We start from the raw sequence: 12,825 nt of genomic DNA, 5'->3' as shown, positions 1-12,825 counted from the left end.
GTAGGATCGTCGGCATGATTCCGCGCGTCCAGAACAGCAGCACCGACCCCCTCGAGGGAGGCGGAGGAACCGCCACGCTCGACCGCGAGCTCGAGGAGCTCCTCAACCAGGAGTCCATCGAGCCGGGCGACCACGAGCGCTTCTCCCACTACGTGCCGAAGGACAAGATCCTCGAGAGCGCCATCACCGGCAAGCCGGTCCGCGCGCTCTGCGGCAAGAAGTGGCTCCCGGGCCGCGACCCGGAGAAGTTCCCGGTGTGCCCGGCCTGCAAGGAGATCTACGCGAAGATGAAGTGAGCTCCCGCCCCGCTCACTCGTAGCGGGTCGGGATGACGGGCTCGCCGCGGCCGAGCCGGAGCGCGTCGATCGGCAGCTCGAGGACCGCGTTCGCGTGGTGCGCGCGGGCTGCCGCCACTCCCTCGATGCCGAGGTGCTCGGGACGGATCGTCCCGTCCTCGATCAGGGGGACGAGCAGCGCCCGCTCGTCCTCGCCGACGGCGCCCTCGGGGCCGGCGCCCACGTGCACGACCTCGGCCTCGGCGACCCCGTCGTCGGAGAGCAGACGGCCGGCGGCCTTCCGCCCGCCGATCGACGCCTTCGAGACCGACTTCTTCGCCACCGCGACCCATTCGCCCGCGTCGTCCTCGTGCGCGACCAGCTTGTAGACCATGCCCGCGGTCGGGTGGCCCGAGCCCGTCGCCACCGAGGTGCCGACGCCGTAGGAGTCGACCGGTGAGGCCGCGAGCGCGGCGATCCCGTACTCGTCGAGGTCGTTGGTGACGGTGATGCGCGTGCCGGTCGCGCCGAGCGCGTCCAGCTGCTGCCGGACGGCGGCCACCTGCTGGGGGAGGTCGCCGGAGTCGATGCGCACGGCGCCGAGGCCGGTGCCGGCGACGCGGACCGCCAGGTCGACGGCGGCTGTCACGTCGTAGGTGTCCACCAGGAGGGTCGTGCCGGGGCCGAGCGCGGCGACCTGCGCGCGGAAGGCCTCCTCCTCCGAGTCGTGGAGGAGGGTGAAGGAGTGCGCGGAGGTGCCCATCGTGGGCACGCCGAAGCTGCGGCCCGCCTCCAGGTTCGAGGAGGCGCCGAATCCGGCGATGTAGGCGGCGCGAGCGGCCGCGACGGCGGACCGCTCACCGGCGCGGCGCGAGCCCATCTCGGCGAGCGGTCGCCCGTCGGCGGCCGAGACCATCCGCGCGGCGGCGCTCGCCACGGCGCTGTCGTGGTTGAGGACGCTGAGCACCAGGGTCTCCAGCAGCACGCCGTCGGCGAAGGGCGCCTCGACGATGAGCACGGGGGAGCCCGGGAGGTAGACCTCGCCCTCGCGGTAGCCCCAGACGTCGCCCCGGAAGCGGTAGTCGGCGAGCCAGTCCAGCGTGCGGGAGTCGACCACGCGGTTGTCGCGGAGCCAGGACAGCTCGTCGTCGCCGAAGCGGAACCGCGAGATCAGCTCGAGGAGCCGGCCGGTGCCCGCGAGCACGCCGTAGCGGCGTCCCGGCGGGAGGCTCCGGGCGAACACCTCGAACATGCAGCGGCGGTCGGCGGTGCCGCTGCCGAGGGCGCCCTCGACCATCGTGAGCTCGTACCGGTCGGTGAGGAAGGCCGTGGAGTCCATCCGCTCAGTGTTCCACGGCCGCCCCCGCGCGCCCAGGCGCGGGTGCCGGGGCTTGCGCACGCCGCCGGGCCCGGGAACGGCGTGCGGCCGGGACCGGGCCGCAGGGCGCGGGTAGGCTGTTCCTCCGTGACGGACGCACCGCTGGGCATCTTCGACTCCGGAGTCGGCGGGCTCACCGTCGCCCGCTCCGTGATCGACCAGCTGCAGAACGAGTCGATCGTCTACCTCGGCGACACCGCGCACTCGCCCTACGGTCCCAAGCCGCTCGCCGACGTCCGCGCCTACGCCCTCGACACCCTCGACACGCTGGTCGACCAGGGCGCCAAGCTGCTCGTCATCGCCTGCAACACCGCCTCGGCCGCGATGATGCGCGACGCCCGCGAGCGCTACACGCTCGGCCGCGGCATCCCGGTGATCGAGGTCATCCAGCCCGCCGTCCGCAGCGCTGTCCGCGACACCCGCAACCGCCGCGTCGGGGTGATCGGCACGGTCGGGACGATCCGCTCCCGCGCCTACGACGACGCCTTCGTCGCCGCGCCCGACCTGCAGCTGTTCACCGCCGCCTGCCCGCGCTTCGTCGAGTTCGTCGAGGCGGGCGTCACCTGGAGCGACGAGCTGCTCGCGGTGGCGGAGGAGTACCTCGCGCCGCTCAAGGCCGCGGGGGTCGACACGCTCGTCCTCGGCTGCACGCACTACCCGCTGCTGCGCGGTGCCATCGCCTACGTGATGGGGCCGGACGTCCGCCTCGTCTCGAGCGCCGAGGAGACCGCGCTCGACGTCTACCGGACCCTCGTGGCGCACGGCCTGCAGCGCACCTCCGCCGCTCCTCCGACCTACCGGTGGGAGGAGACGGGCTCGAGCGACTTCGTCCGCCTCGCCCGCCGCTTCCTCGGCCCGGAGGTCTCGAGCGTCGACCTCGTCGAGACCGGCACCATCAACCTGCGCGAGCTCGACCGGGCCGCGCTCCCGCACGATCGAGGGAGACCCGAGTGACCGACAGCACCGCATCGAAGGCCGCGCGCAAGGACGGGCGGGCGCCCGACGAGCTGCGCACCGTGACGATCGAGCGCGGCTGGAGCACCCAGGCCGAGGGCTCCGCGCTCGTCTCGTTCGGGAACACCAGGGTGCTCTGCACCGCCTCCTTCACGAACGGCGTGCCGCGCTGGCTGCAGGGCAAGGGCAAGGGCTGGGTCACCGCCGAGTACGCGATGCTGCCCCGCTCCACCAACTCCCGCATGGACCGCGAGTCGGTCAAGGGGAAGGTCGGCGGGCGCACGCACGAGATCTCCCGGCTGATCGGCCGGAGCCTGCGCGCGGTGGTCGACACGAAGGCGCTCGGCGAGAACACCCTCGTCATCGACTGCGACGTCCTCCAGGCCGACGGCGGCACCCGCACCGCGGCGATCACCGGCGCCTACGTGGCGATGGCCGACGCGATCGAGTGGGCGCGCGGCAAGAAGTACGTGGGGCAGAAGGCGCAGCCGCTGATCGACAGCCTCTCGGCGGTGTCCGTCGGCATCATCGACGGCGTGCCGATGCTCGACCTGGCCTACGTCGAGGACGTGCGCGCCGAGACCGACATGAACGTCGTCGTCACCGGACGCGGCCTGTTCGTCGAGGTGCAGGGCACCGCCGAGGGGGCCCCGTTCGACCGCCGCGAGCTCGACGCCCTGCTCGACCTCGCGGTCGCCGGTGCCTCCGACCTCGCCCGCATCCAGGCCGAAGCGCTCGCCGCGGAGCCCGGAGCGTGAGCCTGGACCTCGTCCTCGCCACGCACAACGCGGGCAAGGTGGAGGAGTTCCGCGCCATGCTGGCCGGCGCGCTCCCCGGAGTCGGCGTCCGCGCCTACGACGGACCCGAGCCCGTCGAGGACGGCGTGAGCTTCGCCGAGAACGCGCTGACCAAAGCGCGCGCGGCGGCGGCGCACACGGGCCTCGTGGCGCTCGCGGACGACTCCGGGATCTGCGTCGACGTCCTCGGCGGCGCGCCGGGCATCTTCTCGGCCCGCTGGTCGGGACGCGCGCACGACGCGACGGCCAACCTCGAGCTCCTCCTGGCGCAGCTGCACGACGTGAAGGCGGAGCACCGCGGTGCGCACTTCAGCTGCACCATCGCCCTCGTGGTGCCGGACTCCGTGCTCCCCGGCGGTCAGGAGACGGTGGTCGAGGGCCGCTGGGACGGCGCGATCGCGACGGCCCCGCGCGGTGCGAACGGCCACGGCTACGACCCGGTGTTCGTCCCCGAGGCCGGGGCGCTCACGGCGGCCGAGCTCGCTCCCGAGCAGAAGAACGCCCGGAGCCACCGCGCCCGCGCCTTCACCGCGCTGCGCGCCGAGCTCGCCGCCCTGTCCGCCCGGCTCTGACCCCGGCGGGTTCCCACCGCGGGATGCCACTCCGGTGCACGCCTGTCGGCGTGCCGCGTGCCGGAGTGGCGTCGCGCGGAGGCGGAGGTCAGGACTTCGGGTGCTTGTCGTCCAGCGTGTCGGCGTCGAGCACGTAGGCGGCCGACTCGGTCGAGTCGGTCTCGGGGTCGGCGGCGAGCTTCGCCTTGCGCTGCTGCTGGAAGAAGTGGAACAGCGTCGGCACCAGCGCGAGCACGACCGCGCCGATCAGGATCACGTCGATGTAGTGCGAGACGAAGTCGGCGACCGGCGGGATGAAGGCGAGCAGCCACCCGATCAGGGTGACCCCGCTGCCCCAGATCAGGGCGCCGATGAGGTTGTAGAGGCTGTACTTGCGGTAGTTCATGTGGGCCACGCCGGCCGCGATCGGCGCGAAGGTGCGGACGATCGGCACGAAGCGCGCGAGGATCACGGCGAGGCCGCCGAAGCGCTCGAAGAACGCGTTGGTCCGCTTCACGTTCTCGATGCTGAAGAAGCCGGACTCCTTGCGCTCGAAGATGCGCGGGCCGGCCTTGTGCCCGATCAGGTAGCCGACCTCGCCGCCGACGAAGGCCGAGAACCCGACGGCCAGGCAGATGACCCAGATCGGGACGCCGAGGCCGCCGTTCGACGCGTTCTCGTGCGCCAGCAGGCCCGTGATGATCAGCAGCGTGTCGCCCGGGAAGAGGAAGCCGATCAGCAGTCCGGTCTCGGCGAACACGATGAGGCAGACCACGAGCACACCCCAGGGGCCGAACGCGGTCAGGATCGTCTCCGGATCGAGCCAGGGGACGAGGGCGGCGTGATTCAACGGATCTCCAGTCGACGGGGGCCGGTGGCCGGTCGGCGGTCACGCGAGCGCGCTCAGCGTACCGGCCGATCCCGTGCGGAAGGAGGGACTCGAACCCTCACGCCTCTCGGCACAGGAACCTAAATCCTGCGTGTCTGCCATTCCACCACTCCCGCGTGCGGGCTCCAGTGTAGGAGGAGGGCCCCGCGCCTCAGCCGCGGGAGGCCGCCCGGGGGAGGTACCGCGGGATCCAGCGGGCGAGCGCCCCCGCTCCGCCCAGACCGAGCACCCCCATCACGACGGCGGCGAAGGGGAGGGAGATCAGGGCGGTGAGCGCCGACACGACGATCGGGGCGGCGGCGTTGCCCGCGTCGCCGGTGAAGCGGAACGCGCCGAGGAACGGGGCCGGATCGGCGGGGGGCGCGAGATCGGCGCCGATGGTCATCAGGATCCCGGAGCCGATGCCGTTCGCGGCCGCGAGCACGCAGGCCACGGCGACGAACCAGGGCACCGGATCGAGGGCGAGCACCGAGGCGGCGAGGGCGAGGTGGCCGAGCCCGAGGCCGATCATCGAGGGGATCGCGGTGGCGCCCCGGCCCAAGCGGTCCATCAGCTGGCCGCCGGCGTAGAAGAGGGCGAAGTCGAGCGCGCCGGCGATGCCGATGATGATCGCGGTGTCGGTCTCGGCGAGCCCGATGCTCACCGCCCAGAGGGGGAGGATCAGCGTCCGGCTCGCCCGCAGCGCCCCGATCACGGCGGCGCCGGTCCCCATCCGAGCGAGGACCCCGCGGTGCTCGCGCAGCGTCCCGAGCAGCGACTGCGGCGACTCCGGGACGGTCGCCGACGCCTCCGCGGCGACCACGTCCTCCGGAGCGGCGCGGTCGGCCGCGGCCTGCGCCCGCCGCAGCACCGTCGCGGGGTCGGGCACGAGCAGCAGGACCACGACCGCCGCCACGCAGCAGACGATGTGCACCCAGAAGACGGACTCGACGGAGCCGGTGAGGTGCACCACCCCGGCCGCCAGGAACGGGCCGATCAGCCAGCCGGCGCGGAACGCCCCGGCGAGGGCGCTGAGCGCGCGGGCGCGGTGCGTGATCGGGACGAACGACGTCATGAACGCGTGCCGCGCCAGCGCGAAGACCGCGGTCGCGAGGCCGATCACGAAGACGCCGATCGTCAGCCCGACCCACGACGTCGAGAGCAGGCACACCACGAGCCCGAGGATCGACGCGGCCGAGGCTCCGAGCATGGCGCCGCGCTCGCCGATCCGCGAGACGATCCAGCCGCTGGGGATGTCGCCCGCCAGCTCGCCGATCATGATCATCCCGGCCACGAGGCCCGCCAGAGCCAGCGTCGCGCCGAGGTCGCCGGCCGCGGCCGGCAGGAGGGGGATGATCGCCCCCTCGCCGATGGAGAAGAGGAGGGTGGGGAGGAAAGTCGACAGCAGCAGCGGCCCGACGGGGAAGGGGCGCGGAGCGGTGCTGGTCACCGTCCCCAGGGTACGCCCGGGCCGGAGGGCGGCCCCCGGCCCCCGGTAGTCTGGACGCACCATGCTGGACAACGACTTCACCGAGCAGATCACTGCTCTCCGCTCCACCTTCGCCGACATCCGCGCCGTCATCGACGTGGACGGCCTCCGCTCGAAGATCGCCGGGCTCAGCGAGCAGGCCGGCGCCCCCGACCTGTGGGACGACACGGCCAACGCGCAGAAGGTGACCAGCGCCCTCAGCCACCGCCAGTCCGAGCTCGCGCGGATCACCGCGATCGACCGGCGCCTGGACGACCTCGAGGTGCTCGTCGAGATGGCGAACGAGGCCGAGGACGCCGAGTCCGAGCAGGAGGCGATCGCCGAGCTCTCCTCCCTCCAGAAGGTCATGGGCGAGCTCGAGGTGCAGACCCTGCTCGACGGCGAGTACGACGACCGCCCCGCGGTGGTCACCATCCGCGCGGGCGCGGGCGGCGTCGACGCCTCCGACTTCGCCGAGATGCTCATGCGGATGTACCTCCGCTGGGCCGAGAAGCACAAGTACGCGGCGACCGTCATGGACGCCAGCTACGCGGAGGAGGCGGGCATCAAGTCGGCCACCTTCCAGATCGACGCCCCCTACGCCTTCGGCACGCTCTCGGTCGAGGCCGGCACCCACCGCCTCGTGCGGATGAGCCCCTTCGGCGCCGCGGGCAAGCGCCAGACCTCCTTCGCTGCGGTCGAGGTCATCCCGCTGATGGAGGAGGCCGGGGCGATCGAGATCCCCGACAACGACATCCGCGTCGACGTCTTCCGCTCCTCCGGCCCCGGCGGCCAGTCGGTGAACACCACCGACTCCGCGGTGCGCCTCACCCACCTGCCCACCGGCACCGTCGTGTCGATGCAGAACGAGAAGAGCCAGATCCAGAACCGCGCCGCGGCGATGCGCGTGCTCCAGTCGCGGCTCCTGCTGCTGCAGAAGGAGCAGGAGGCGGCCACCAAGAAGGAGCTCGCCGGCACCATCACCGCGAGCTGGGGCGACCAGATGCGCAGCTACGTCCTCGCTCCGTACCAGATGGTGAAGGACCTGCGCACCGACCACGAGGTCGGCAACCCCTCGCACGTGTTCGACGGCGATCTGGACGGCTTCATCGCCGCCGGGATCCGCTGGCGGAAGTCCTCCTAGCGCGGCGCGGGCGCGTCCCCACCGACGCGCCGCGCGCCCCCTCGGCGGACTCTTCGGGATCGTCGCTTACCCTCGTACCGACATGATTCGCTTCGACAACGTCTCCAAGCAGTATCGGGGCGGCACGAGACCCGCCCTCAACGCCATCGATCTCGAGATCCTCCGGGGCGAGTTCGTCTTCCTCGTCGGCGCCTCCGGCTCCGGCAAGTCGAGCTGCCTCCGCCTGATCCTCAAGGAGGAGCGCCCCTCCTCCGGGTCGATCCACGTGCTCGGGCAGAACCTCGGCAAGATCTCGAGCCGCAAGGTCCCGTACTTCCGCCGCAACATGGGCGTCGTGTTCCAGGACTTCCGGCTGCTGCCGAACAAGTCGGTCTTCGACAACGTCGCGTTCAGCCTCCAGGTGATCGGCAAGTCGAAGGGCTACATCCAGGAGGCCGTCCCGGACACGCTCAAGATGGTGGGTCTCGCGGGCAAGGCGTCGCGCCTGCCCCACGAGCTCTCCGGCGGCGAGCAGCAGCGCGTGGCGATCGCCCGCGCCGTGGTCAACAAGCCGGCCGTCCTGCTGGCCGACGAGCCCACGGGCAACCTCGACCCGACCACGAGCGCCGGCATCATGGCGCTGCTCGAGCGGATCAACGCGGGCGGCACGACCGTGATCATGGCGACCCACGAGGCCGGCATCGTCGACCAGATGAAGCGCCGCGTCATCGAGCTCTCGGCCGGCAGCATCGTCCGCGACGAGAGCCAGGGCGGCTACGGCCAGACCGAGAGCATCACCGTCGTCCACGACGGCGTCGTGGTCGTGGCGGCCGACGACCACGCGGTCGCCGAGCAGCCCGCGCCCCCGGCGATCATCGACAGCGAGCTCGCGCCCGCCGAGGTCCCCGAGATCGACCTGCGCCAGGAGGCCCCGGCCCCGCCGCCCGAGCCGGCCCGCCTCTCGCAGACCGCCGCCCAGCCCCGCGTCCCCGAGGGCCGCCGCTCCGCCGCCGTCGAGCCGGAGCGCGAGCCGGAGCCGGCCGCCGAGCCCGCCGCCGCCCCGCGCGTCGTCGAGCTGCAGAGCCAGACCGGTCCGATCTTCCTCCCCGCCGACACCGGCGCCCTGCCCGAGGAGTCGCTCGCCGCGCGCCTCGGCCTCCGCGCCCACGCGGGCGAGGGCGACGAGACCGGCGACGACCAGCAGAACGTAGGACCCGTCAAGTGAGATTCGCACTGATCTGGTCGGAGGTCGCCAGCGGCCTCCGGCGCAACGTCTCCATGGTCGTCTCGGTGATCCTGGTGACCTTCATCTCCCTCACCTTCGTCGGCACGGCGATCCTGCTCCAGATGCAGATCGGCCAGATGAAGAACTTCTGGTACGACAAGGCGCAGGTCGCGGTGTACATGTGCACCGCCACCTCCGGCGGCTCGAACTGCAGCGGCTCCGACGCCACCGCCGAGCAGATCGACGCGGTGCAGGGCCAGCTCGAGGGCGCCACGCTCGCGCCGTACATCGACCGCTCCTACTTCGAGGACCACGACCAGGCCTACGCGAACTTCCAGGAGCAGTTCGCGGGCAACCCGGTCGCCGAGTACGTCACTCCCGACCTGCTCAACCAGACCTTCTGGATCAACCTGAAGGACCCGACCCAGTCGGACGTCATCGTGGAGAGCCTGTCGAGCGTCTCGGGAGTCGAGAGCGTCACCGACCAGCGGCAGTACCTCGACCAGATCTTCTCGATCCTCAACGCGGCGAGCTACACGGCCATCGGCATCGCCGTCCTGATGCTCGTCGCGGCCGTGCTGCTCATCGCCACCACGATCCGCCTCTCGGCGTTCTCGCGGAGACGGGAGCTGGGCATCATGCGGCTCGTGGGGGCCTCGAACAGGTTCATCCAGACCCCGTTCATCCTCGAGGGGGTCTTCGCCGCGCTGGTCGGCTCGATCCTCGCGGGAGTCGCGGTGGTCGCCATCGTGCAGGTCTTCGTGCAGGGGTTCCTGGCGTACCGGATCCCGCTGACCTCCTTCGTGGGACTCGACGACGCTCTGATCGTCGTGCCGATCCTGATCGTGGTCGGCATCGTCCTGGCCGCCGTCTCGGCGAACGTCGCGATCGCGCGGTACCTGCGGGTCTGATCCCGGACCGGACGTATACTGGTGGGCTGTCCCGTTCGGGGCGGCCCACCGGTGCATCGCCCCGACGATGCCCGCCCCCTTCATCCGCTCGCGACCCGAGGAGCAGCCGTGCCCAGAGAACAGGGACAGAAGGTCGTCGCGACCAACCGCAAGGCGCGCCACGACTACCTCATCGAGGACACCTACGAGGCGGGCCTCGTGCTCACCGGCACCGAGGTGAAGTCCCTCCGGGCCGGCCGAGCCTCGCTGGTCGACGGCTACGCGTTCGTCGACGGGGGAGAGGCGTGGCTCGACGCCGTCCACATCAACGAGTGGGCCCAGGGCACCTGGACGAACCACCCGCCGCGCCGCAAGCGCAAGCTGCTGCTGCACAAGGCGCAGATCCTCAAGATCCACAACAAGGTGAAGGAGGGCGGGTACACGCTGATCCCGCTCTCGCTGTACTTCAGCGACGGCAAGGCCAAGGTCGAGCTTGCCGTGGCCAAGGGCAAGAAGGACTACGACAAGCGCCAGGTCCTCCGAGAGCGCCAGGACCGCCGCGAGGCGGACCGTGCGATGTCGACCCGCCGCCGCCTCGGAGAGTAGGCCCCGGCGGGCAATGTCCGACGGGTGCCGCGCAAGCCTCTTCTTCGCGCCCCGTGCTTTGGGAGACTGGGGCGCGTGACCTCCCCCGAGAACAGCGCCCCCGCCGCCCTGAGCGCCGCCGACGAGAAGACGCGGTGGCGCGCCTTCGCGGTGAGCGTCGGAGTCGCGGCCATCACGATCCTCGACCTCTCGAAGGTCAACGTCGGCCTGCCGTCGATCGAGCGCTCGCTCGGAGCGGACGCGAGCCAGCTGCAGCTGATCGTCGCGGGCTACGCGCTCGCCTTCGGACTGGCGCTCGTGCCGGCCGGTCGGCTGGGCGACATCCGCTCGCGCCGCCTGCTGTTCCTCATCGGGCTGACCGCGTTCACGGTGACGAGCCTGCTCTGCGCGCTCGCGCCGTCGATCGAGCTGCTCGTCGTCGCGCGCTTCCTGCAGGGCGTCGCCGCGGGAATCCAGATGCCCCAGGTCCTCGGGCTGGTGCAGCAGATGTTCACCGGCGCCGAGCGGGCCCGGGCCTTCGGGGTCTTCGGCGCGACCATCGGCCTGTCGACCGCCTTCGGCCCGACCCTCGGCGGCCTCCTGATCGCGATCGGCGGCGAGCAGGACGGCTGGCGCCTGCTGTTCTGGATGAACATCCCGCTGGGCGTCGCCGCGCTGGTCTTCGCCTGGAAGCTCATCCCGAAGAAGCGCTCGCGGCCCGAGGGGGACCGGTCCCTCGACCCGGTCGGCCTGCTCCTGCTGGCGGTCGCGATCTTCGCGTTCATGCTGCCGTTCCTGCTGACCACGGGCTCCTCCTCGGACTCGCCCTACCGCTGGTTCTGGCTGGTCCTCGCCGCGGCCGCCGCCGCCGTCTTCGTGCGCTGGGAGGCGCACTACGCCGCGTCGGGGCGGACGCCCGTCATCGACTTCCGCATCTTCCGGACCAGCTCCTATCGCAACGGCATCCTGGTCGCGACCTCCTACTTCGCCGCGATCCCGGCGACCTTCCTCCTCACCACGCTCTTCCTCCAGCAGGGGCTCGGCCTCGAGCCGGTGTTCGCCGGCATGGTGAGCATCCCGTTCGCGCTGACCTCGGCGGTGACCGCCTGGTACGGCGGCAAGCTCGTGCAGCGCTACGGCCGCGCACTGGTGGTGCTCGGCATCGTGCTCGTGGTCATCGGCTTCACGCTCGTGCTGCTCGCCGCCGAGCTCCTCCCGGCCGAGACCGCCGCCTACGGCATGGGTGCCGCGATGCTCGTCGCCGGGGCCGGAGGCGGCTTCGTCGTGTCGCCGAACCAGACGCTCACCCTCGCCGAGATCCCGCCGGCGCAGGGCGGCGTGGCGGGCTCCGTGGGCCAGCTCGGCCAGCGCGTGGGCACCGCGGTCGGCACCGCCTGCGCCTCCGCCGTCTTCTTCGCGACCCTGGCGAGCGAGCAGGGGATGGCGGAGGGGCTGGACCGGTACCACGACGCCTTCCGCAACGGCTACTTCGTCACCCTCGGGCTGATCGCGCTCGCGCTCGTGCTGGGTCTGCTCGATCTGCGCCGCCGCCGGGTGACCGCCCGCGGAGCTGAGGTAGACTAGGACCCGTAACTCCACAGTGTGCGACGAACGACCCACTCCAGCGGCCTCCGGGCCGTCGAGTGCTCGCGGGGATGATCGGTTTCGACATTGCCTGCGAAACTGCGAGAAGCGGGTCGAGGATCCAGGGTCATCTCGTCAACGATCCCTGGAAAACACAGGTGCCGAACAGAAGCGCACCGACTTCGCTCTCGCTGCCTAAGCCAGAGTAGATAGTCCGTCAGCCCGTGGGTGCGTCCTCGCCCCGGATCCTGGCGTCATCTAGAGGACTTGCTGCGTCGTTACGCCTGAGGGCGACGCGGGACTTGCACTCGGGCTGGGCCCGTCGACCGATGCGCCGATGGTAACGGTCGGGGCCGAGCAGAACGCTCTCATCGGCTACACCCGTAGAAGGCGCAGAATCACAGCGATGGACGGGGGTTCGATTCCCCCCATCTCCACCACCGGTCGTCGTCGCACACTGGGAGCTCCGCTCCGCCGCCCTCACGACGGTCGCACGTCGAGCTGTCTGATCCGCCCGTAGAGGGTGAGCATCGCCAGCCGGTCGTCGTCGTCGTGCGCCGGGCCGGCGAGAGCCTGCGGCGGGGCCCAGTCCCGGTAGAGCACGCCCGGCGCCAGCACGGCGACGGCGGTGCCGGCCGGGTAGTGGGCGCTGCGGTCCACCGGCAGCTCGGCGAACGCGTCGGGCAGGAGCCGGTGCAGCACGTCCAGCAGAGGACGGAGCCGTGCTGCTCGCGCCTCGTGCACGGAGAGGGTCACGGCGTTCATCGCGGCGAGCGCGGCCACCAGGTGCTCGGCGGCGTCGTCGTCGTCGCACCGCTCGGTGACCAGCAGCGAGACCACACCGCGCGGCTTCAGCCAGCCGAGCGGGGCGGCCTCGTCGTCGCCGTCCACCGAGACGACGCGGTCGGAGGCGTGGGCGTAGTCGTGCAGGAGCCGCGACCAGACGTCGCCCGGGCCGGGCCCGTCGACCTGCGCGACCGCCTCCGCCGCGGCGAGCAGGGAGCTCTGCCGGTGGAGCCTCGGGAACAGGCTGTCCGCCGGTCCCCAGTGCTGCTCGGCCGTGCGCGAGCGCTCGGGGGGTTCCTGGTCGTGCCGGTCCTGCATGTCGACTCCTGAGCCGCCGGTCT

At 71.8% G+C, this 12,825-nt stretch carries 13 protein-coding genes, 1 tRNA gene and 1 other RNA gene; 10 read left to right on the top strand and 5 right to left on the bottom strand.

What is annotated here, in order from left to right:
• Positions 1–14: 14 nt before the first annotated feature.
• On the top strand, positions 15–296 hold the full coding sequence (locus C5C54_RS06235; RefSeq protein ID WP_104223568.1) for a DUF3039 domain-containing protein: 282 nt from the start codon (positions 15–17) through the stop codon (positions 294–296).
• A gap of 13 nt (positions 297–309) precedes the next feature.
• Here the strand turns inward: C5C54_RS06235 and C5C54_RS06230 are convergent, their stop codons facing one another.
• Positions 310–1,614 carry a nicotinate phosphoribosyltransferase gene (locus C5C54_RS06230; protein WP_104247837.1) on the bottom strand — a complete coding sequence of 435 codons (1,305 nt, stop codon included), beginning with the start codon at positions 1,612–1,614 and terminating at the stop codon, positions 310–312.
• Positions 1,615–1,740: 126 nt separating this feature from the next.
• On the opposite strand from C5C54_RS06230, the gene murI reads away from it, so the two are divergent.
• The 3 genes from murI to rdgB are packed head-to-tail and all read left to right on the top strand — an operon-like array spanning position 1,741 to position 3,976.
• Positions 1,741–2,607: a glutamate racemase gene (gene murI, locus C5C54_RS06225; protein WP_104223566.1), complete on the top strand. Its 867-nt coding sequence runs from the start codon at positions 1,741–1,743 to the stop codon at positions 2,605–2,607.
• A complete protein-coding gene (gene rph / locus C5C54_RS06220) occupies positions 2,604–3,365 on the top strand; it encodes a ribonuclease PH (RefSeq protein ID WP_104233199.1) in 762 nt (253 codons plus the stop codon). The genes murI and rph overlap by 4 nt, the downstream gene beginning before the upstream one ends.
• Entirely contained in the window at positions 3,362–3,976 is a 615-nt protein-coding gene (gene rdgB / locus C5C54_RS06215) for an RdgB/HAM1 family non-canonical purine NTP pyrophosphatase (RefSeq protein WP_104262682.1), read from the top strand. Before rph ends, rdgB begins: the two co-directional genes overlap by 4 nt.
• Positions 3,977–4,064: 88 nt before the next feature.
• Here rdgB and C5C54_RS06210 read toward each other — a convergent pair whose 3' ends face one another.
• The 3 genes from C5C54_RS06210 to C5C54_RS06200 form a co-directional block, all read right to left on the bottom strand.
• Positions 4,065–4,805, bottom strand: coding sequence for a DedA family protein (locus tag C5C54_RS06210; protein ID WP_104287970.1), 741 nt, complete (start codon positions 4,803–4,805; stop codon positions 4,065–4,067).
• Between the two features lie 74 nt (positions 4,806–4,879).
• Positions 4,880–4,960: transfer RNA gene (locus C5C54_RS06205), tRNA-Leu, on the bottom strand.
• A gap of 35 nt (positions 4,961–4,995) precedes the next feature.
• Positions 4,996–6,273, bottom strand: coding sequence for an MFS transporter (locus C5C54_RS06200; protein ID WP_258063237.1), 1,278 nt, complete (start codon positions 6,271–6,273; stop codon positions 4,996–4,998).
• 61 nt (positions 6,274–6,334) lie between these two features.
• Between C5C54_RS06200 and prfB the strand changes: the two genes are divergently transcribed.
• From prfB to ssrA, 6 genes are all read left to right on the top strand, one after another.
• Positions 6,335–7,435: a peptide chain release factor 2 gene (gene prfB / locus C5C54_RS06195; protein WP_104287968.1), complete on the top strand. Its 1,101-nt coding sequence runs from the start codon at positions 6,335–6,337 to the stop codon at positions 7,433–7,435.
• A gap of 82 nt (positions 7,436–7,517) precedes the next feature.
• Positions 7,518–8,639, top strand: coding sequence for a cell division ATP-binding protein FtsE (gene ftsE, locus C5C54_RS06190; protein ID WP_104233202.1), 1,122 nt, complete (start codon positions 7,518–7,520; stop codon positions 8,637–8,639).
• A complete protein-coding gene (ftsX, locus tag C5C54_RS06185) occupies positions 8,636–9,550 on the top strand; it encodes a permease-like cell division protein FtsX (RefSeq protein WP_104223559.1) in 915 nt (304 codons plus the stop codon). The genes ftsE and ftsX overlap by 4 nt, the downstream gene beginning before the upstream one ends.
• A 108-nt stretch (positions 9,551–9,658) precedes the next feature.
• Positions 9,659–10,135 (top strand): SsrA-binding protein SmpB, encoded by a 477-nt coding sequence (smpB, locus tag C5C54_RS06180; protein WP_104223558.1) that lies wholly within the window; start codon positions 9,659–9,661, stop codon positions 10,133–10,135.
• A gap of 75 nt (positions 10,136–10,210) precedes the next feature.
• On the top strand, positions 10,211–11,698 hold the full coding sequence (locus C5C54_RS06175; protein ID WP_104223557.1) for an MFS transporter: 1,488 nt from the start codon (positions 10,211–10,213) through the stop codon (positions 11,696–11,698).
• A 67-nt stretch (positions 11,699–11,765) separates the two neighbouring features.
• Positions 11,766–12,138: a transfer-messenger RNA gene (gene ssrA, locus C5C54_RS06170) on the top strand.
• Positions 12,139–12,178: 40 nt separating this feature from the next.
• On the opposite strand, the gene C5C54_RS06165 is transcribed toward ssrA, so the two are convergent.
• Positions 12,179–12,802: a hypothetical protein gene (locus C5C54_RS06165; RefSeq protein WP_104287967.1), complete on the bottom strand. Its 624-nt coding sequence runs from the start codon at positions 12,800–12,802 to the stop codon at positions 12,179–12,181.
• Positions 12,803–12,825 lie beyond the last annotated feature (23 nt).

Source organism: Rathayibacter sp. AY1F2 (assembly GCF_002930885.1).
Lineage (GTDB): Bacteria > Actinomycetota > Actinomycetes > Actinomycetales > Microbacteriaceae > Rathayibacter.
Note: the sequence above shows the minus strand (reverse complement) of the source record. Positions and strands in the feature narration are given on the sequence as shown.

Coding starts and splice junctions, on each gene's coding strand:
- C5C54_RS06230 (WP_104247837.1), bottom strand. CDS start 1,614: ATGGACTCCACGGCCTTCCTCACCGACCGGTACGAGCTCACGATGGTC.
- C5C54_RS06235 (WP_104223568.1), top strand. CDS start 15: ATGATTCCGCGCGTCCAGAACAGCAGCACCGACCCCCTCGAGGGAGGC.
- ftsE (WP_104233202.1), top strand. CDS start 7,518: ATGATTCGCTTCGACAACGTCTCCAAGCAGTATCGGGGCGGCACGAGA.
- prfB (WP_104287968.1), top strand. CDS start 6,335: ATGCTGGACAACGACTTCACCGAGCAGATCACTGCTCTCCGCTCCACC.
- C5C54_RS06165 (WP_104287967.1), bottom strand. CDS start 12,802: ATGCAGGACCGGCACGACCAGGAACCCCCCGAGCGCTCGCGCACGGCC.